Source organism: Exiguobacterium sp. ZWU0009 (assembly GCF_000798935.2).
Lineage (GTDB): Bacteria > Bacillota > Bacilli > Exiguobacteriales > Exiguobacteriaceae > Exiguobacterium_A > Exiguobacterium_A acetylicum.
Genome location: NZ_CP018057.1, coordinates 1045145 through 1066112, shown reverse-complemented (window position 1 = coordinate 1066112; position 20968 = coordinate 1045145). Strand labels below are relative to the sequence as shown.

At 47.4% G+C, this 20968-nt stretch carries 20 protein-coding genes; 10 read left to right on the top strand and 10 right to left on the bottom strand.

The genetic code is table 11. The features are described from left to right. Nucleotides 1–6: 6 nt before the first annotated feature. Nucleotides 7–375, bottom strand: coding sequence for an Hpt domain-containing protein (locus tag L985_RS05435; RefSeq protein ID WP_029341165.1), 369 nt, complete (start codon nt 373–375; stop codon nt 7–9). A gap of 122 nt (nt 376–497) precedes the next feature. Here L985_RS05435 and L985_RS05430 point away from each other — a divergent pair, with 122 nt between their 5' ends. Continuing rightward, nucleotides 498–1433 (top strand): magnesium transporter CorA family protein, encoded by a 936-nt coding sequence (locus tag L985_RS05430; RefSeq protein WP_029341164.1) that lies wholly within the window; start codon nt 498–500, stop codon nt 1431–1433. Between the two features lie 80 nt (nt 1434–1513). On the opposite strand, the gene L985_RS05425 is transcribed toward L985_RS05430, so the two are convergent. Continuing rightward, on the bottom strand, nt 1514–2617 hold the full coding sequence (locus tag L985_RS05425; protein WP_047391020.1) for a PP2C family protein-serine/threonine phosphatase: 1104 nt from the start codon (nt 2615–2617) through the stop codon (nt 1514–1516). 126 nt (nt 2618–2743) lie between these two features. On the opposite strand from L985_RS05425, the gene ytzI reads away from it, so the two are divergent. Next, nucleotides 2744–2917 carry a YtzI protein gene (gene ytzI, locus L985_RS16860; RefSeq protein WP_143404442.1) on the top strand — a complete coding sequence of 58 codons (174 nt, stop codon included), beginning with the start codon at nt 2744–2746 and terminating at the stop codon, nt 2915–2917. A gap of 133 nt (nt 2918–3050) precedes the next feature. Beyond that, nucleotides 3051–3602: a hypothetical protein gene (locus L985_RS05420; protein WP_029341163.1), complete on the top strand. Its 552-nt coding sequence runs from the start codon at nt 3051–3053 to the stop codon at nt 3600–3602. Nucleotides 3603–3654: 52 nt separating this feature from the next. Here the strand turns inward: L985_RS05420 and L985_RS05415 are convergent, their stop codons facing one another. Together L985_RS05415 and L985_RS05410 are read right to left on the bottom strand one after the other, a co-directional pair. Then, the gene (locus tag L985_RS05415) at nt 3655–4239 is read right to left on the bottom strand and encodes a YdcF family protein (RefSeq protein ID WP_083254775.1); all 585 of its coding nucleotides are present in this window, start codon (nt 4237–4239) and stop codon (nt 3655–3657) included. A gap of 150 nt (nt 4240–4389) precedes the next feature. Further along, a complete protein-coding gene (locus L985_RS05410; protein ID WP_029341161.1) occupies nt 4390–5214 on the bottom strand; it encodes an endonuclease I family protein in 825 nt (274 codons plus the stop codon). A 337-nt stretch (nt 5215–5551) separates the two neighbouring features. On the opposite strand from L985_RS05410, the gene amyS reads away from it, so the two are divergent. Then, nucleotides 5552–7093: an alpha-amylase gene (gene amyS, locus L985_RS05405; protein WP_047391009.1), complete on the top strand. Its 1542-nt coding sequence runs from the start codon at nt 5552–5554 to the stop codon at nt 7091–7093. A 45-nt stretch (nt 7094–7138) separates the two neighbouring features. Here the strand turns inward: amyS and L985_RS05400 are convergent, their stop codons facing one another. After that, entirely contained in the window at nt 7139–7753 is a 615-nt protein-coding gene (locus tag L985_RS05400) for an NAD(P)-dependent oxidoreductase (RefSeq protein WP_047391007.1), read from the bottom strand. 181 nt (nt 7754–7934) lie between these two features. Here L985_RS05400 and L985_RS05395 point away from each other — a divergent pair, with 181 nt between their 5' ends. The 6 genes from L985_RS05395 to L985_RS05370 all read left to right on the top strand — a co-directional run bounded on the left by L985_RS05395 (nt 7935) and on the right by L985_RS05370 (nt 13846). Continuing rightward, entirely contained in the window at nt 7935–8627 is a 693-nt protein-coding gene (locus L985_RS05395) for a hypothetical protein (RefSeq protein ID WP_047391004.1), read from the top strand. Nucleotides 8628–8644: 17 nt separating this feature from the next. Beyond that, nucleotides 8645–9568: an AAA family ATPase gene (locus L985_RS05390; RefSeq protein WP_047390997.1), complete on the top strand. Its 924-nt coding sequence runs from the start codon at nt 8645–8647 to the stop codon at nt 9566–9568. Nucleotides 9569–9574: 6 nt separating this feature from the next. Continuing rightward, nucleotides 9575–10642 (top strand): DUF58 domain-containing protein, encoded by a 1068-nt coding sequence (locus tag L985_RS05385; RefSeq protein WP_029341156.1) that lies wholly within the window; start codon nt 9575–9577, stop codon nt 10640–10642. A gap of 28 nt (nt 10643–10670) precedes the next feature. Then, nucleotides 10671–11531 (top strand): ABC transporter permease subunit, encoded by an 861-nt coding sequence (locus tag L985_RS05380; protein WP_047390994.1) that lies wholly within the window; start codon nt 10671–10673, stop codon nt 11529–11531. After that, entirely contained in the window at nt 11531–12559 is a 1029-nt protein-coding gene (locus L985_RS05375) for an ABC transporter permease subunit (protein ID WP_047390991.1), read from the top strand. The genes L985_RS05380 and L985_RS05375 overlap by 1 nt, the downstream gene beginning before the upstream one ends. 114 nt (nt 12560–12673) lie before the next feature. Next, the gene (locus L985_RS05370; protein ID WP_047390988.1) at nt 12674–13846 is read left to right on the top strand and encodes an MFS transporter; all 1173 of its coding nucleotides are present in this window, start codon (nt 12674–12676) and stop codon (nt 13844–13846) included. Between the two features lie 51 nt (nt 13847–13897). Here L985_RS05370 and L985_RS05365 read toward each other — a convergent pair whose 3' ends face one another. The 5 genes from L985_RS05365 to L985_RS05345 form a co-directional block, all read right to left on the bottom strand. Next, entirely contained in the window at nt 13898–15007 is a 1110-nt protein-coding gene (locus L985_RS05365) for an MFS transporter (RefSeq protein ID WP_052169380.1), read from the bottom strand. A gap of 145 nt (nt 15008–15152) precedes the next feature. Further along, complete coding sequence (locus L985_RS05360; protein WP_047390984.1) at nt 15153–17708, bottom strand: sensor histidine kinase; 2556 nt, start codon at nt 17706–17708, stop codon at nt 15153–15155. A 208-nt stretch (nt 17709–17916) separates the two neighbouring features. Then, nucleotides 17917–18360 (bottom strand): hypothetical protein, encoded by a 444-nt coding sequence (locus tag L985_RS05355; RefSeq protein ID WP_047390979.1) that lies wholly within the window; start codon nt 18358–18360, stop codon nt 17917–17919. A gap of 71 nt (nt 18361–18431) precedes the next feature. Beyond that, the gene (locus L985_RS05350; RefSeq protein ID WP_047390976.1) at nt 18432–18851 is read right to left on the bottom strand and encodes a hypothetical protein; all 420 of its coding nucleotides are present in this window, start codon (nt 18849–18851) and stop codon (nt 18432–18434) included. Next, nucleotides 18851–20968, bottom strand: coding sequence for a DNA topoisomerase III (locus L985_RS05345; protein WP_047390973.1), 2118 nt, complete (start codon nt 20966–20968; stop codon nt 18851–18853). Before L985_RS05345 ends, L985_RS05350 begins: the two co-directional genes overlap by 1 nt.

Genomic DNA, 20968 nt, shown 5'->3' with positions numbered 1-20968 from the left:
TCATCCTTAACGTAAAGCGTCAATGTTTTTCCCAGTAAAGACATCGAGCCAGACGACACGGAATTCCACCATGCATTGCTCAATCCGATCGACGATTTCTTGTGTTCCGGTCATCGAACCAGATTCTGCTTCTTTTTCAAGCAGTTCGAAATCATCCGCTAAATCATCAGCAGCAACGGAATAGGAAGCACCTTTTAACAAGTGAGCCAGCTTTTCAGTTTGCTCAGCATCTTGTTTGGCGACGGCATCTTTTAGTTCAGGAAATTTCCGATCGAACTGTGCGATATACGTCTCTCCGATTTTTTGAAGGAACACGTGGTCTCCACCTGCGATCGATTGAAGTTCTTCGAGCTTCTTAGCATTAAAAAAAGGCATGTCTTCCCCTCCTCTGTTTTCATCTTATCACTAATCTTCATAAAAAAAAATCGGAGAATCATTTACACGCCGTCGTATCTATTTCTATAATGAGACAGTGAAGAGCAGGAGGGATAGACAATATGTTGACGATTTATCGAAGCGATGTCACCGGGGCAGTCAACGAGATACAGGAGTTCACGAAAGGTTCCTGGATCCATCTTGTCAATCCGACAAAGGACGAAGCCGACCAAGTCATCGCTGCTACGAAAATTCCAGAGGATTTCATTTATGACCCTTTGGACGTGGAAGAAAAACCACGTTTTGAAAAAGATGAAGAAGGTCTTCTGATGATCGTCGACGTTCCCTACATCGAAGAAGAATCATCAGGACGCCGTTATAATACGATCCCGCTCGGTATCATCGTGACATCCCGTCATTTTATCACCGTTTGTTCGCAACAGCTCGACGTGTTGACGTTGTTCTCGAGTGGTAAGTTACGTGGATTCCGAACGAATTATCGATCGCGTTTCGTATTCCAGATTCTCTACAAAGTCAGTTCTTCGTATTTACGTTTCTTGCGTCAAATCGATCGTCGCATGGACGAACTTGAGGAAGAACTACAACGTTCGATGCGAAATCAAGAAATCTTTCAATTAATGAACCTTCAGAAGTCATTAGTTTATTTCATGACGTCCTTGAAATCGAACGACGGTGTCCTCGACCGGATTATCAAGACACCAAGTCTTGAGAAACACGAAGACGATGAGGACTTACTCGAAGACGTCTTCGTCGAACACCGTCAAGCAATGGAAATGGCACAAATCTATAAAGATATCATCAGTTCGACAATGGATACATTCGGTTCCGTCATCTCGAACAATGTCAACTTCGTCATGAAGTTTCTTGCTTCGATTACGATCGTCATCTCGATTCCGACGATGATTTCCGGGATGTTCGGGATGAACGTTCATGTTCCATGGGAAGGAGAAGTCATCGGATTCTGGATCGTCTTCGGAATGATGATTTTCTTCTCCGGTCTAGCAGCTTTTATCCTATGGCGGAGAAGGTTCTTTTAGTTCAAGTAGATTCAGAGCTTGTAAGACTCAAAAAAGACTCAGTGACGGTGTTGCCGTCGCTGAGTCTTTTCACTTACAGGTTAATTGATTTCGACCGTCACGAGACACAGGTCATCCGCTTCATCGCTCTGATCCGGTTGAATCAACTGATGGATGTTCGGTCCTTGTTGTTCGATCAGGTTCTGGATAGCGTGGATTCCCTCATCGATACCTTTACTGTACAATTCCATGAAACCATCCGTGTACAGGTAGACACATCCTGGTGAGACGATGTCGATCGTCTTGCTCGAATATGTCGAGTCTTCAAACATACCGACAGGAAGTCCCGTATTCTCAAGCGGAATGATTTGATCATTCATGCGCAACAAACCAGGCGGGTGCCCTGCGTTCGCATAGCTGAGCTTCATCTCATCTAGGTCGATGTAGAGGTAAACGGCAGTGAAATAGATTTCTGTCTCGTCTCCTGGGAACAATCGACTCATCTGCTGATTCAATTCTTCGAGTACTTGTGCTGGATCACCAATCCGGTGCACGAGTTCGAATAAAATCGAGCTCATTCCCATCGTGATCAGCGCAGAAGAGACACCGTGTCCCATGACGTCAAACAAGATGATGCCGTATTTATTCTGAGAGATGCGGTACCAGGCGTACATATCTCCCGCTAGTTTCTTAGACGGGATATACGTCGCCATGATGCGGATCTCATCGTCTTCAATATTCGCACTGAGCACACTCTGTTGCAGTTTTTGCGCCAAATCAAAGTCTTCCTGTAATACTTTTTCATATCGTTTTCGCGCATCGATTGCTTGCTTCAGACCGATCGCGTTACGAACTCGCGCGAGCAATTCCGTTTTACGGATTGGTTTCGTTGTATAATCGGATGCCCCTGCATTCAGTCCATCAACGATATCTTCTTCGTTTGATCGCCCGGAAACAATCAGAATTGGCAATTCATCGAGACCAAACCGTTTTCGAATCAAACGTGTCGCTTCGATTCCGCTGATCCCTGGCATTTCGACGTCGAGGAGAACGACGTCCAACTGTTCGATGAATAACGGATCGTCCATTAATTCGATTGCTTCTTCCCCACTCATTGCTTTGACGACGTCATAGCCTTCATTTTCTAACAAGCGCTCTAAGAGCATTAAATTGGTTAACTCATCATCTACGACCAAAATACTCATCCGCCGTCACCTCGTTCCGTTTAACATGTTTATCTGAAATTAGTTTAGCACACAACCTACAATTTCGTTTAGACGGAAGCTGCGTTTTCCGTCATACTAGAAAGTGAACGAAAGGAGGAGTGGACTATGTGGTTATATGTCGTCTCCATTCTCATCATCGTATTCGTCTTGGTCGCCTCGATTATCGTCATTTCCAAAGGATATGGCTACAAGGGGAACAAAGATGATATCGAAATCGATTATGATGAAATCAACCGAAAACTTCGTCACGAAAAAGATGATGATTCATTCAACAAATGAACCTCTTAGACCATCATATCACGGTGGTCTTTTTTGTTTCATTTCAAATACATGTTTTTTTTAGATGTTTTTGATTCAGTCACAAGGGTATATCCATATCATGGTCAAATATTATCTCAAGGGAGTGTTCATCATGGAACCGAAGCTTCAACATGATCCACACGCAGTACACGCAGAACAACCGAATCGCCAGTTCGATCAGGAAGAATCATCAGGTCGTCAAATCAACCTCGTCACAGGGATGTTGCTCGGTGCCCTTGTTGGCGGTCTATTGACGCTACTTAGTTCTTCGTCCCGCCAAAATACGAAACAGAGTTTACGTGGTGCGAAAGATTCCGTCTCGACCCTCGCCTCTTCCATCAAGGAAGATCCTTCAGGTAAAGCATCACAAGTCATCACTCAAGTGAAGAGTGCTTCAAGCATCATACAAGAAGTCGCGTCTGATGTTCAGAATGTCTATGATAAAGTGAACACAGAACTTGAAACGGTGAAGTCAGATGCCTCTACGGTGAAAGAGACAGTAAATGAGACGAAAGGTGACTTAAATGCTATCAGCAATAAAGTCGTCGAAGCGAAGGATGTCGCACTCGGCAAAGAAGAACCACCAGCAGAGCATGATGCTTCCGACAAACAAGCAAATGACTCTCAATCTTCTGAGGAAAAACATAAAGGTGAAGGCATCTAATCATTCAATGCACTTCTTCTTTCTCCCCGACATGTTTAGCGTGTCGGGGATTTTAGCGTAGAAATTGAACAACGATCGCAACGCGTTCGCGCATCCCGAATCGAAGAACTCCTGAAAGTGGCGTTTCAGCCGGAATCGCATCCGTCCGTAAACCGAGTTGCTGTGCTTCTTTACGAGCACGGTATAAGTGGAAATCCGACGTGACGATTGAGACGCGTCGGACGTCCTTTGGCAACAACGCTTTTGAAAACTTTAGATTTTCTGTCGTTGATGTCGAGTCGGCTTCAAGGATCAATCGCTCTTCAGCAATCCCGGACGCCATCATTCCGCGTCGCATCGCTTCTGCTTCTGAAATATCTTCATCCTGACCTTGTCCACCACTTAAGATGAAGCGGACTTCTGAATGTTGTTTCCCATATGCAGCAGCTGCCTGAATCCGATTATGTAGGATTTGCGAAGGTTTTTCTCCTTTGACACCCGCACCGAGGACAATGACATACGGTGACGTCCCATCAGCGAGTGGTCGCTCCCCTTTATTGACGAAAATACCGACACTGTACCAGAAGGCGACACAAGCGACGAGCCCCCCACCAACCATCCATTTGATGTTTCGTTTGTTAAACGTGCGTTTGATCATACCGTACGACCTTTCTACTAAAAAATGGCTTACGGTAAGCACTACGCATGATTCTTCAAAAAGTTTCAAGACCGTGGTGCTTCACAGCATAAAAAATGCGATCTTCTCTTCTCTTGAGAACATCGCATTTTCCTATTGATTGACTCGTCATCAATTTCCCCAAATTGATGTTACGTATTCCGGATGATCGATGAACGGATTCCGGTTTTTTTGCCACTTCTCGAAGATGACATCGTTGCGACGTTTCTCGAAGCTATCGACTGGGTCAAGCTTATTCCATGCTTTCAGCGTCGACAATTTGCCGTGTAACGGGTTCGAACCATTATTGACGTTTTCTGAGGCTTCGAGATCGATTTCTCCGCCACCTTCATAACGAACCGCCATGTAGAAGATCATCCGCGCGATATCACCTTTGACACGGTTTGGTGGTTCCCACGAATCGCTATCGCGGTAGCAATCACATCCACTGTACTTCGTACCGCCATTATCGAAATCTAGATTCCCACGTGCGCTGTTGACGACGACATCTTCCGGACGCAAGTGATGCAAGTCTGTTCCAGGACCGTTCGTCGTACCAAAGTCACCGTGTGACTTGGCCCAGACATGTTCACGATTCCACTGACCGACATTCCCACCGTTACTGCTCTTTGAAATCGATTTCCCCGTGTATAACTCGATGACGTTATTCGCATTGTTTGGATCTTGATCCGTTTCTTTCAGTGCTGTCCATACCGTGTCGTATGACACTTGTGTATGGTTGTCGATGATATCGTGCAGCGATGCCTTCAACGCTGCCCCTGTCTTCCCCGCTGCTGGTAAATAGTACGCATCGATCGTCGATTGTGACGTAACCATCTGCGGACCAGCTGAAACTTGTTTTGGATCAACTGTTTTTGCTGTGACCGGTGTAAAGACGATTGACCCGAGCGCAAGTGTTGCAGCAAGCGCACCTGTGACCTTTGACTTCCAGTTCATGTGTGTTCCCCCTTAAATAGTATGTATGAAAGCGGATGTTACACGCTCATTTTCACACCGAATCCATTCCTGGTGGAAGATGGACGATAGACCTGCTTTTTTGAAGATGAGTCGTCGTTCAGAATATTCATTGAAAGGCAACGGTTAGATGGTCCTGATTTTTTTCATTCATGACGTCAATCCCATCAAAATAGTTCTTCAGAAGAAATATTCTAGGGTCAAAAGTCACGAACAAAAGAGACTTACAAATAAGAATCCGGGACGATATTCCTCCTGTCTAAAGCTTCCCTATAATAAATAATGCAAGCGCTTTCACAAATCATGAGGAGGTCTTTACGTGAAACAAAAAAGATGGATTTTAGCAACCGTCGCATCTGCTGCTTTTTTAGCGCCACTTGCGCAACCGATTGCAGTCGGCGCAACGGCAGACAACGGAACGATGATGCAGTATTTCGAATGGTATGTGCCAAATGACGGTAACCACTGGAACCGTCTCGGGAGTGACGCAACAAAGCTCGATCAGCTCGGGATCACATCGGTCTGGATTCCCCCTGCTTACAAAGGTACCTCGCAAAATGATGTCGGGTACGGTGCCTACGATTTGTACGATTTAGGTGAGTTCAACCAAAAAGGAACGGTCCGTACGAAATACGGCACAAAGGCGCAATTAAAAACGGCAATCGGACAATTGCATACCGCTGGAATCGATGTCTATGGCGATGTCGTCATGAATCATAAAGGTGGCGCCGATTTCACGGAAGCCGTCACGGCAGTCGAAATCAATCCGGGTAACCGTAATCAAGAAATCTCGGGCGATTATCAAATCCAGGCATGGACGGGATTCAATTTTGCAGCACGAAATAACCTATACTCAAACTTCAAATGGAAATGGTACCATTTCGACGGCACGGACTGGGATCAATCGCGTTCAAAAAGCGCCATCTACAAGTTCCGCGGTACCGGTAAAGCGTGGGATACGGATGTCTCAACTGAAAATGGCAACTATGATTACTTGATGTATGCGGATCTCGACTTCGATCATCCAGAAGTCCAGCAAGAAATGAAGAACTGGGGAAAATGGTACGTCAACGAACTTGGTCTTGATGGGTTCCGTCTCGATGCCGTCAAGCATATCAAACACGGTTACTTAGCGGACTGGCTCGCAAACGTTCGTCAGACGACGGGTAAACCATTGTTCACAGTCGCAGAGTATTGGCAGAACGATCTCGGCACGTTGCAAAACTACTTAAGCCGAACGAATTATCAACAATCCGTCTTTGATGCACCGCTTCATTATAAGTTCGAACAGGCAAGTAAAGGCGGCGGGTATTACGACATGCGGACGATCTTTGACGGTACTCTCGTTAAGAGTAATCCAGTCCAGGCCGTCACACTCGTTGAGAACCATGATTCGCAACCTGGACAATCGCTTGAATCAACGGTTCAGTCATGGTTCAAACCTCTTGCTTACGCGATGATCCTGACACGTGAACAAGGTTATCCGTCGGTCTTTTATGGTGACTACTATGGTACAAAGGGCACGTCGAATCGCGAAATTCCAGCACTCGCTTCGAAGATTGATCCGTTACTCAAAGCACGGAAGGACTTCGCGTTCGGTAAACAAAATGATTACCTCGATAACCAAGATATCATCGGTTGGACACGTGAAGGCGTCTCAGACCGAGCGAAATCCGGTCTTGCGACAATCCTTTCAGATGGTCCTGGCGGTAGCAAGTGGATGTACGTCGGTCTTCAGAACAAAGGAGAAGTTTGGACAGACATCACCGGTAACAACACGAAGTCGGTTACGATCAACCAAGATGGCTACGGTCAATTCTTCGTTAACGGTGGTTCGGTCTCCGTCTATCGTCAACAATAAGCAATCAAAAAGGACTCTTCCATATATGGGAGAATCCTTTTTTCTTCATTCTGCTAAACCGACACTCGATTTAATATGATCCTCTGTCTCGATTGCCTGTAAGAGAAAATGCGCCACATCTGCGCGATTGATCTGTTTTGCGTCTTCCGGTACACCTGTATCTGCTTGACGATAGAGTCCCGTTAACGGACCGTTCAGTAAACGGAGTGGTCGGGCTACCGTGTAGTTCAAATCCGCTTGTTGCAAAAGCGCGATCGCTTGACGGTGATCCTTTAGTGGATTTTTCAGAATCCGCTGAGCGAGCATCCCTTGTACACCCGGTAATTCATCATCAACACCGGCAGACGCAACATAACCGATCCGGTCTACCCCCTGTTTTTTCATCGCTGTCACGATCCGGACGAGACTCCGTTCTAAAAAGCCACTGTATGCAAGACTCTCTGTGCCAAGAGCCGTCAGGACAGCCTCTTGTCCGGCAACAGCAGCCGTCACCGCTTCTTGATCGAGCACGTCGCCTTTAACGACATGTAACCGTTCATCATGTAGTGTCAGTTTTTCCGGACTACGGACGAACGCTGTGACCTCATGCCCGTGATCGATCGCTTGCTTGACCAGTTCTTGCCCCGTTTGACCCGTCGCTCCAAAAATAATCAATTTCATACAAAACACCCTTTCTCTTTCAAGAACCACTGATTCCATCATACCCTCACCACTTGAAAATGAATCGTCTCACATCGTCTTTATTTTCAGAAAATTGTTTTTATTTGTTAAGCGTGTATGCTAAAATCTTCCTAAGTACATATGGATATTTTTTCCTTAAATACAGGAAGGAGAATCGCTTGTGTTACGGCAACGCTTCATCATGTCGCTTGGTGTCATTTTGATTGGTCTGTTCTTGTTTCAAACCGTCACAACATACGTCTATACGCATTACATCATGCCGGGTCCTGTTAAAAATCCATCAGACTGGCGATACGTAGATGGAGACATTGATCGTAAAACTGATCCTGGTCACTCTCATGTTAAAACAAGAGACAAGATGCCATTTAGTCCAATCGCACGAATACCTGGTCCAAAGGAGCTTTGGAAATCCCTTAAAGCGGATGCCTCTGACTCCCCTCTTTCTTATCTACAATATGTCATTTTAATCAGCTTGTTTAGTTTCATGGTCTGGAAACTCGTTCAATCGCGTCGCGTGAAAAAACGGAGCAGTCCTAAAGGAGAGTTGACCGATGACGTTCCACTAGCTCAATCGATCTTTCGTCCTGCTTCTTTAAGAAAATCGCCTTATCTGTATGCATCATATTCATCTTCACGTGTCCGTAATCTCGTCATCCGCTTTGAGCAACACTTACCACGCAGTCAGCAACGTCGTCCGAACGAGACGCTTGAAGACTGGTTACGTCGGATTGAGGCCCCTGTCGACTTTCAGTTATATCGGGATATCCGCTACGGTGACGTGTCAGAAACGATCGTCACGGACGATGAGATTCTGCGCTTTGAACAACAATTAGCACGCTACTCAACCATTTAACCTTGGAGGGATTTCCTATGAAACTACAACAATTAAAAGACCAACTCAATTCGATCTATCTCGGTAAACCGGACGTCATCGATCTCTGTCTGACGGCACTCATCGCTGAAGGACACATCCTCCTTGAAGATGTACCGGGAACAGGGAAAACGATGCTTGCCAAGGCACTCGCTCAGAGCTTTGAGAGTGCCTTCTCGCGGATCCAGTTCACGGCGGACCTTCTCCCGTCAGACGTCATCGGTTCAGACTTCTTCAACTTAAAGACGCAGGAGTTCGAGAATAAACGCGGTCCATTATTCGCGAACGTCGTCTTGATTGATGAGATCAACCGCGCTGTTCCGCGGACACAATCGGCACTGCTCGAAGCGATGGAAGAACGTCAGGTCTCGATCGGTGGAACGACCTATCAGATGCCGGCCCCATTCTTCGTCATTGCGACACAAAACCCGATTGAATCGGCAGGAACGTTCCCACTACCGGACGCCCAACTCGACCGATTCATGGTCGCAATCGAAGTCGGTTATCCGGATTTTGAGAACGAACGCCGGTTATTGTCTGAGATTCTGACGAACGTCCGTCGGTCAGCTGTCGGCATCGCGTCAGGCGGTGACTTGATTTCCTGGCAGGAAGAGGCACGCCGCGTCCATGCATCGCAAGACGTGCTCGATTACTTGCTCCATATCGTCCAAGCGACACGAAACCATGAACTCATTGAAGTCGGCGTCAGTCCGCGTGGAGCGATTGCGTTGCTTCGCGCCTCGCAAAGCTACGCGTTCTTGAATCAACGCGACTTCATCATCCCGGAAGATATCAAATATCTTGCAAAACATGTCCTGTCCCACCGCCTGACACTGACACTTGAAGGTGGAATCAAGACGACGAAAGCGGCTGTCTTGACGCATATTCTGGGCGACGTGCCGGTTCCGGTCGAGATGGGGTGACGAATCATGCAGATTGAACATTCCGTCCCGTTTTGGCTTGAACGCCGACTTTTTCCACTGTACGTCACGATGACGTTCATCTTCCTCTTCATTCCGCGTCTTTCCGTCCTCGGTTTCCTGTTCGCAGCTTTGGCGACGATTCATTTCGTCGTCGGGCGAACAGAAAAGCAGCTCCAACGGGACGTCGCAATCGAATGGAAACATTATGAATCCCTGATGTTCAATCAAGAACAGACGTCGCTCCACTTACAAGTCTTCGGCGTCGAAGCCTTGAATCAGCTTGGGCTCGAAGCGACACTTCGTTTGCACACAGATGGCGGAGTCATCTTCCCGGAGATGGACCCACTACACCCGGCAACATTTCATGCAGTGATTGACTCTGAAGACGCGGTGACGATTCCGATTCAGACGGTTCGCCGTGGACCGGCCGAGTTCGATGAGATCATCTTGACGATTCGCTTGCCTTGGAAGATGGGCGTCTATCTCTTTACGTTCGATACGTATCCTTCATTTACGGTTTTACCGTCCTTGACAGCGCAAGCGACGCCGCTTCTTTTACAACGTTTACGGATCGGTGATCGACCAGACCGCTACTCACCGCTCAAGAACAAACTCGTTCAACTTGGTGCAAAACCCTATACGGCGGAACCGTCAAAAGAAATCGATTGGTATGCGACGGCGAAGACCGGTCGCCTGCAGGCGAAAGTGTTCGAAACGAGCAATCAGGATACGTTTACGATTGCCTTGAATTTATCAGCCCCGAGCGGTTACGGTCTCCATCAACAATTTGAGACGTTCATTGAACAAGCCGCATTCCTGATCAGTGAATTAATCAAAGAAGGCTGTAAGATCGAACTATTCCTCAATCGACTCGACGGAGCGAACCGAATGACGCATCTCTCATTACAAGAAGGACAACCACAATTAAAACATGTCCTGATGACGCTCTCGACGGTCTCGACGCGTGATTCGTTCATCGCAACGCAACAGTTCGAACGCTACGTACTGCGCCGGAAACATATGAACAGTCAGTTGATCCAAATTGGCAATGACCGGATCCTCGCTATCGGTTGAGGATCCAAAGAAAGGAGTTTTTCCCTTCATGTTTTTTATCGCCCGAAAATCAATTCAGCTCATCGTGGCTTTTTTTGTCTTGATTGCGATCAGCGCCCTTCCGGCGCTCGTTGCGCAAATGAAATTCAACCCAGCAAGCTACTGGGAAGGTCTGAAGCAACAATTTGCTCAATTAACGAAACTTGATGAGATTACCTATTTTAACGTAACCGCTCAAAAGGAGTTCTTATTGCTTCCTACCATCAGTCCCTTTATTAAAGAGACGTTAATCATCTTTACGACAGCTATGCTGGTCTCCGCTGTGTGTGCGATTTTTTATGCTTATTTGTTTTATCGGAGTGGCCGCAAAACACGCATGATGCTGAAACAGACGACACGGACGCTTGAGATGGTTCCGGATCTGTTCTGGATCATTCTTTCACAATTCCTTGTCCTTTATCTGTTTAAAACGACCGGGTATGACAAAATCGAAATTGCGGGATCCTATGCTGAGTACATTCGTTTTTTACCGATTCTTACCCTAACGTTGACAACACTATTCTTCTTCATCAAATGGTTGACGACGCAAGTACTCGAACAGGAAGCTGCTCCTTTCCTTGAACTTGCACGGGCTAAAGGGATTCGTCCTGCCGCTCTTTTCTGGAAACACTTGATTCCGACAATGATCTATCGGTTTTATCTGTTTTTCCGAGCGAATATCATTACGGTCTTATCGAGTCTCGTAATCATTGAATACACATTCGAAGTCCAAGGTATGTTCCGGTTCGTCTTTTATAATGGACAAATGCCGATTTTGATGGTCATCTTGTTCTTAATCTATCTGCCGATCTTTATCATTGATTTACTGGCAGAATGGCTAATTCCGAACGCCTGGAAAGGGGGCATTTGATGCGTCGTACTTTGATGCGAGATCCTATCTTCTGGCTATGTTTAGTTTTACTCGCTGGTTTACTGCTGCTTAGTTTTGGAAATACAATCTTCCGTGATGGTCAAGTCGATCAAATTTCGAACTGGTATGCTGAAGACGGCACGTTCCTTGCGACGTCACCACTAAAACCGTCAAGTGATCAATGGCTCGGTACAGACCGCTCTGGCAATGACCTCTTTCAATTGATGATTGAAGGATTTAAATGGACAGCCGGTATTTGTATGATTGTTGCGCTCGGTCGAATGTTTCTTTCGCTAGTGATTGCGATTCCGCTAGCTTTTAGAAGTGCTCGCGTCAATCGATACTTAAAACTTATTCTTGATGGATTTTTAGTTTTACCGCTCTCTCTTGTCGCGTTACTCATTTTGCTTCCATCACTTACGTTCTTTGATTCGACTGCTATCCCACCGTTGTTCGACCGTGTATCGTTCGAATTAATCGTCTTGATTTTGCTTGGTCTCCCCTCTTTATCGCTTTATCTGATTGCTGAGACCCGTCAGTTGCTTAGTCAAGAATTCATGATTGTCGCTCAGACGCTCGGTGGCAGTCCATGGCATCGTTTCAGACGCCATATTTGGCCACACCTTATTCCGACGTTGACAATCGTCTTTATGCAACAGTTCATTCAAACGTTGATGTTACTCGTTCACTTATCACTTTTCAAAATTTTCTTCGCTGGAACGGTTAATTTACATGTCGGAACTGCCCCAACGATTTTTGAGTGGTCCTCGATGTTCGGTTATTACTTCAACCAGTTTTCAGCGACGTCGTGGCTCAATCATATGTTCCTCGTTCCATTGATTGGACTAGCACTGGTTGTCTTTTTCAGCAATCTATTCATGAGTCGACTCGAACGGGCTTTCCGCTTCCGCCAGCAACTAAAACCAATCAAGCTATCGGTATCTCGTGCTCAAGACGAAGCCGCCGCGACATCGATGGTCGATCCCTTTACACTCGTTGCCCGGAACTCCCGTCACGATTCTGATTGACAATCCATTTTTTTCCTCTTACACTAGAAAAAAACATGAAATGAGGGCGTCCGATGTAAGTCATTCTGAATTCTCACTCCTAACTAAATACGTACGATATGGAGGTCATTCAGAATGAACCGGTTTACGCTTTTATTGGTCAGTCAATGGATTGCGAATGCGGGAGATGCGCTCTATATCGTCTCCCTGATCGCCATGATCTATCAAACGACAGGGCAAGCGAGTCTCGCTGCCCTGTTTCCCGTTCTCGTCACAGCAGGCATGACAGGAAGCGGCTTCTTATTCGCCCAAGTCGCTCAACGTGTTCCTCATGCCTCCTTGTTGTTCGGCAGTCAACTCCTCAAGACGATCCTCTTAGGCGTCATCTGGGGATTTGATCTACCACTGCCTCTCGTCCTCGCACTCGTTGGGTGTATCGCTTTCTTCGACGGATTTGCTCGTCCGATCGAAAGTGCCTTCATCCCTCGACTGTGTCAGGATGTCCAAAAAGCTAACAGTCTCGTACAAGGTTCGAATCAAGTGATTCAGCTCATCATGTGGCCGCTCGGCGCCATCCTGGTCAGCTTGTTATCCCCTCTTTCCGTCTTGTCCGTCTCGGCTGGTCTGTTTTTAGGTGCCAGTCTCATCAGCTATCTGTTCTATCGAAGCGTCCGCTCTCTACCCGACCCTTCGATGGAAGAGGAAGACGTCTCCTTCCGGTCGAGTATTCGCTACACGCGAACGCATCCTTTCGCGAAAGCCAACACGTATCTCGTCGGAATCGATGCGTTCGTCAGTACGGCTTGGATTTCTGCTCTGTTCCTCGTCTACATCGATACACATTTCCAGCTATCGGAACGCTGGTGGGGTATCTTGAACGCCTTCTATCTGCTGAGCATGATTGCCGGCAGTTACATGATGTTACGTCGACGCAGAACACGTTCGTTGCTTTATCGCAGTATCGGTTTATCGATTGGGGCGACCTTCTTGTTTGCCTTCGCTCCAGTCGTCACACTTGCCGTGATCGCTTGTCTGTTCCAAGGGTTTGCGAGTCAAGTCCGGGCAATTGAGCTGAATACGTTGTTGCAAACGACGACACCACTCGAACGGTTACCGTATGTCTACAGCGTGCAACAAACCGTTTATGCACTCTGTTTCTGTCTCGGCAGTTTATTGTTCGGCTGGCTCGCTGATCTGTTTGCGATCGAACTCGTCTATGCGCTTGCAGGTTTCCTCTCCTTGTTGATGTGGCAACCAGCTCGCCAGTTATTAAAACGTTCGATCACAACACAACAACAAGTATCGTAATCATTACGTAAAAGGACAAAGGTCACCCGCACCTTTGTCCTTCTTTTTGATTCAGTTCTGACGCATTCGCGTCACACCATACAATAGTAGCAACATAAATGAGACGAGACCGAGCGCGGCATAGGTCATCTGAAGCGAGAAGACACGTTCGACGAAGACGAACAGCGTACCGGTTCCAAGCACAGCTAAACGTTCAATGACCGAGATCAGCGACGCAAACGTTGCGCGTCTGTTTTCTGGTGCTACCTCTTGAATGATTGTCGTCACATATGGCTCCGCCCATCCGTAACACAAGTACAACAGACCGAGTAACCCGATACTGACGAGCGGAGAGGCAACCGACAATCCGGCAAGACACACGATATAGATCATCGCCCATCCAACGGGCGATCGGAACTGAGATAATGACGTACCGATTGCCTGCATGATTTGAAATAACACGAAAACGAATCCGAAATGGACCATCGGTATCGTTTGATCCCGTAGATAGAGTTGCCAAAACTCATCGACGAAATCAATTGTCGCTCCGTATAACAAGACAAGACAAAGAATTCGGACGTAGACGCGTCGAAACGAAAAACCGTATAGCAATGTCTTTAATGAACTCGTCTCTCCGTCTTGTTCTCGCGATGCTTCCTTTAAGAAAAACGTCAGGAGTACTGTTCCGAGCAAAACCCACCAGGACACGTGATAGTGCCAGATCAAGTCTACCGATCGCACGGCGTAACTTCCGACAAGTGCCGCAAGTCCTGATGTCAATAAACCACCGATTGAAATCACTCGCCAGACCGTCTCGAATCGCTCTTCTATCCTATGCATTCGCAATGTTTCATAGACGTGGGCTTCAAGCGCTCCACTAAGTGCTGCGCCACCGATGCCGGCAAGGACCATCGCCAAGAGGAAGGCAGGTAATGAGTAAGCTTCAAGCAACACCGTAAACGATAACCACTCACATACGAAACCAGCCAGAATGAACGGCTTTCTACCCCACCGATCGGATAACAAGCCGAACGGGACCTCACCAATCAACATGACCCAAGCAAAAACGATTTCTGCGATGACGACGTCGGCAATGCTCATCCCGCGGTCTTCCCAGTAAAAGCGCTCAATCACATACGCTGGAATGAACGAACTACTGGCTTCGATCAGGATCCAAAGCATGAGTGCTCGTCGGACTTAACAAGGCCATCTGCTTCGCCGCATCTCCTCACTTCCTTTCTGTTTGATAGTAATCCGTTCCCGTTTTGCAGAGGAAACCAACAAAAAAACGCCCTTTGATTGAAAAAATCAAAGAACGCTTTTGACATTAACATTCATCTGCCGATTCCGTGACCGGTATGACGGACTGGACGATCGGTAGTTCGACGATGAATGCGGAACCGACACCTTCCGTTGATTCGACATGAATCATTCCTTCGTGTGAACGAACGATTTCCTGACAAATCGCAAGACCGAGACCGGTACCGCCGATTTTTCGACTATCCGAATTATCGACTCGGTAAAACTTACTGAACAATTGCGGTAGCGCGTGACGCGGAATACCGATTCCTTCGTCTTCGATCTTCAGCTGGACACGATCTTCGACTTGACGCATCGTAATCGTGATCTGACCACCATCCGGTGAATACTTGATCGCATTGTTGATCAGGTTCGTGAACAGCTGGCGCATTTTTTGTTCGTCGGCATGAATCCGATCAGTCGTCGTTTCTTCAAAATCAAGAACTAGTTCGTGATCTTTTGCCGAAGCCGTATGGAACTCGACCGTTTCCTGAATGACTTTCGTCAAATCAAGCGGTTTGAAGTCATATTGTTGCTGACTCGATTCCATCCGCTGAACATCGAGGAAATCGTTGACGAGGTTCGTCAACCGTTCGGTTTCCGCATGAATCGTCTCGAGATACCGTTGACGTTTTGATTCCTGGACGTCGCGCGCAAGCATCAATTCCGTATAGCCATATATCGAAGCAAGCGGAGTCCGTAACTCATGCGAGACAGTCGAGACGAATTCCGATTTCATCCGGTCAATCGCTGTCTCTGCCGTCACGTCACGTAAGACGAGCATCGTGCCGCGGAAACAACCACCGTAATGGATTTCCTCTGCATATAACGTGACGAATCGCTCCTCTTTGTTCAAGGACAACGCCAAGCTCTCCGTCGGAATTTCCTGACTGCAGACATGATCCATGTAGGTTAAGAACGCCTCATGTTGATCGACTTGAACTGCCAACTCTTCGATTTTGACGTCGAGCGTCATCAATCCTTCTTCCGCCACTTGATCGTGCGCCGGATGATGGAATAAAGCGAGCAATGGTTTATTGGCAAAAATCGTCTCTCCTTCGATATAGATGACCGCTTCCCGAATCGAATGGAGAAGTTTGGACGTCTTTTCCCGTTCTCGTTCGACTTCTTCAAAGACACGCATCCGGAGCAAGGAGAGTGCCAATTGACGGGAGAACGACCAGATTTCATTTGTCTGGTCTTCCGTGAAAGCATCCCGGTAACGGACGAGATAAATGCTTGCAATCATCGTGTTCGTTGCTGGGTCCATCACCGGTACGACGATTTCGTACATCGCGTACGGATATGGGAGCGGATGATGACTCGCGACTTGTTTCGTCGAGCGGACAGCACGCTTGTTTTGACGTGTGCGTTCGAGTAATGACGTCGAAGCATGTAATAACTGGTGCTCCTGAGCTGCCGTCATCCCGTAAGAGACGAGATCCGTATAGCGGTCTTGTTCTAGGAAGACGATCGCTCCGAGCTCCGCATCGGTAATCGTGATCAATTTTTCGATGATTGCCGGATATGCCGTCAACGTTTCACGAGAAGCGAGTGTCTCGGTCAACTCATTGCGATAACGCAAATGCGTCTCGTTGCGTAACGTGATGTCGAGCGCTTCTTCAAGTTCTTCCTGTTGCGATTGAAGTTCTTCTTGCTGGGCAATTAATTCTTCCTGTTGACTTTGAAGTTCATCGTTACTTGCGACGAGTTGATATTTTTGCCCGGAAATGGCGGCTGCCATCTGGTTGAACGTCGTCGTCAACTCACCAATCTCATCTTGACGATTCGTGATGACGATCGGCGTCGCATCTTCACCTTTAGCGAGTCGTCCACTTTCCCGGTTCAACTGACGCAACTGACGCGTTAAGCGGCGGACGAATGGTCGGACGAAAACGAGAGTGATCAATAAGAGGATTGCGATATTGACTGCTCCGAGAATTTGCGACGAGTTGACTTGTTTACCAAGCTGCTCTTGCGCCGCCATCTCTTGATCGTTTAAGGAATTACGATATTTCGTAAAGACCGTCTCCATATCAACGATACTTGAACTCATATCAGCCGCACTCTTCGTCTTGATGTTAAACTTCCGCTGTGGATCGAGTGGTTTTGATTTCGTGACCTTTCCAAGCGTCGGCATCTTCAAGAACGGTTCCGTCACTTTGCCGTCTTTTTTCGCCGCGACATAATTGACGAGGCTCGGCATGACGCGTTGGGTATACGCTGTATAGAGTTCCCGTGCGTCCGTTGCATACTGCCGTTCTTCTTTGAAACGTGCATTGCGCTCGAACCACGTCGTTTGTTGATTGATGTCATTTTTCTTTGCTTCGATTTCTTTTAACATCTCTTCGTCACCAAGCAAGACGAAGCCACGCATCTCGTACTGCATACTTTGCCATGATTCGTATAAATCCGTCGCCCGTGTCCGATGTTCGTTTAACATCTTTAATTCTTGGCGTGATTCATCCACCTGTTGTTTCGTATATAGGTAGACACCACCTGTCGTTAGCAGCAGTGTCAGAAAAATCACATAAAACGCAGACATGATTTGCCGTCCAATCGTTCGATTCAGCCATGTTTTCATTAAAGGAATTCAACTCCTTTCCCTTTATCTTTCTCCAGCAATAAAGGTTTTCCCGTCCATTCATTGTAAACTTTTTTCAATCGATACACAGCATTCTGCTCAAAAAGATTTCAATTTCATACAACTTTAATCTAAATCGTTGTATATGACAATTAGATGTCACGATTCAACCGTTTTCAACAAAAAAAGAGCCCCTTAGGACCCTTTTTTAATGATGGTGGTGGCTATGGCTCCGGACCGGCTGTTCGTCCGCTAAATGATCCGCATCCAAAATACCGAGCCGCAAGTACTGAGCGACGACTTGTTTTTTCGTCGTTTCGGAAATTTGATCCGTTCCTTGGACGAGCCTTAAGATGCCAGTCGCAATCCGAAACGGTTCGAGATTCGTCTTTTCGACTGGAAAACTTGTCAACGTTTCTAAGTAAGCGACGTAATTCAGTGCATCCGATTCATCCGGACTGACGAGACGCGCCGCATGCTCGCGCAGTTGTTGCGTCAATGAATTCGTCGAAATTCCCTTTGAGGCTGCAGAGATGACTCCAAACAGAATGAACCCGATGATGAGAACAAAAAATCCGACCATGAAAATCGGCATGCCCGAGAAGAAGCCGTCGCCTCCCAGTTCGCCTTCCATGAATGCTACTGTGAACATAGTGAACCCTCCAAATGAATAGAATGATGACGATCACTTATCCTACGTCATCCTCTTCAAGAAAGTTTCACCTAGTTAGGTAGTTTTTGTAAGTCAGCTTGGAACCAGTCTTCAACGAAGAAGCGTTCCGTCTCCGTCTCGATTTGATATGAATACAACACTTCGAAGTCGCCTTCCGTCAGCATCGGTAACGTCAATTCGCGTACGAGTTGGCGTAACTCTTCCGTCAGCTCAGCTTCGTAGCGGATGAATCCATCTTCCCGGTGCTCGACTTCCGTCAAGTACGGAAGCAGGATATGCTTGCCGAATGATTGTGGATCATCGATCACTTCCGCTGTCACACCAAACAGTTCTTCTGCTTCTTCGACCAGTCCTTCTGCCGACTGTACCTCGATATGATCCGGAAACCAGACCGTCAAGCGGCGTCCTTCCTGTAACAGTCGTTCAAAGACAGGACGAAATGATTGATTTTGAATCAGTTCGTATTGCATCAGTCTTCCCCTTTCGTGAATTCGAATTTTAATTGATCGCGTTCGAGATAGAGCATCGCCTTGAACTGGCGCGCATTTTTTTTCATCTCAAGTGGCTTTGTCTTTTGACCTGCGAGTACTTTTTTGACTTCCGTTTGTGTCAATTTGGCACCAAGGATCGTTTTCGGTAACGTAAAGCCACAGTTGTTCTTCTGATAGCCGCTGCAGCCATAGAACTTCCCACGATCAAGCACCGCGGATTGACACAGTGGACACGGACCGACCGGACGATTCGTCGCACCCCGCGGAGACTTGCTCTTGACTTGCGTCGGATCAACAGCGAGTTGTTCGATCCGTTGTTTGGCATCAACGACGAGATGCTCCGATAACTTTTTCGCCTGTTCGATGAACTGGGCGGCAGATGCTTCCCCTTTGCCGATCTGCTCGAGACGGCTCTCCCACTTCGCTGTCATCTCCGGCGAGGCAAGAATACTCCCCGTCACGGCATCGATCAATATCCGCCCTTTTGGTGTAGGATGAATCTCTTTTTTGACTAATTTGATGTATTCCCGTCGTTTTAGTCCATCGATGATCCCGGCACGGGTCGCTTCCGTCCCGAGTCCTTCGACTTCCTTCATGATTGCTTGCAGATCGTCTTCAAGCAACTTACCGGCTGTTTTCATACCGAGGATGAGTGTCCCTTCCGTATAGCGTTTCGGCGGTTCCGTTTGTTTCTCGAGCAGACGGCAGCCTTTGATTGGCATCTCTTGTCCTTGTTCGACGGCTGGCAATTCGACTTCCTTTGACTCGATTTGTAAGACCTGTTTAAAGCCCGGATCAATCGTCCGACTGCCACGTGTCAAAAAGCGGTCCATCTCGCGTGTCGTTACGATTTCTGTCTTCTCCGAGACAGCGTCCGGTGCAAAGGCGGCAAGGAATCGACGGACAATCAAGTCATAGACTTGCGCGTCCCGACCAGATAACTTGGCGACGGCACCCGCTTCTTCTGTTGGAATAATCGCATAGTGATCGCTGACCTTAGCCGGATTGACGTAACGTTTATCGTTAGCTGGATTGTTCGTCAGGACATCCTTGATCGGGCTATATTCCGCTTGCTTCAGTAACCGATCAAGAATGACCGGGAACTGTCCCGCCTCCTCTTTTGTCACGAAGGAAGAGTCCGTTCGCGGATAACTGATCCAACCACGGATATAGAGTTTTTGCGCGATATCGAGTGTCTCTTTTGCACCGAGACCATACCGTCGGCTCGCTTCTGTTTGTAAGAGCGACAAACTGAACCAAAACGGTGGTCGTTCCGTCTGCCGCTTTTTCTCGATCGATGCGACGACTCCGGTTCCTTTCGTCCGATCCACGATCGCTTGTGCCTGTTCCCGGTCACTCAGCTTCGTCTGTTTCTTTGCATTGATGTATTTTCCTTTGTATCGCGTAAAATCCGCCTCGACTTCGTAGTACGTCTCCGGTCGGAAATTCTCGATCTGTTTTTCCCGTTCGACGATCAGTGCGAGCGTCGGTGTCTGGACCCGTCCGAGAGAAAAGACGTCGGCGATGCCCTTCTTCTTCAGTAACGTCGTATACGCACGGGACGCATTCATTCCGATCAGCCAATCGGCGCAAGCGCGACTCATCGCCTCGTGAAAAATGTTCTCCGTTTCTTTGCCATCGAGCAGGTTCGCAAACCCATGGTCAACCGCTTGAGGCGTCAGACTCGAAATCCAGAGTCGTTGTAATGGCTTTGCGTTGTTTGCGAGACGTAAGATCAATCGGACGATTGCCTCTCCCTCTCGCTCGGCATCCGATGCTATAATGATGGAAGTCGTCGTCCGCTCATTCAATAATTTCTTGATGACCTGGTATGGTTTACTCTTCCCTTTTGCCAGTCGGTAATCAAATCGTTCCGGGATGATTGGCAGATGATCGTAGTTCCATCGTTTCCATTTGGCGTCATAATGCGCCGGCTCCTGCAGTTCACATAAGTGCCCGACCGCATAAGCGAGTTTTGCTCCTTGCGGAAACCGGTCACATGGTTTGATTTCAATGTAGCCGTCCCGCTTCACGGACGGATACGGAGCTGCCAGTTTTTCCGCTTGTTTTGGTTTTTCAGCAATGATCAATTGCAC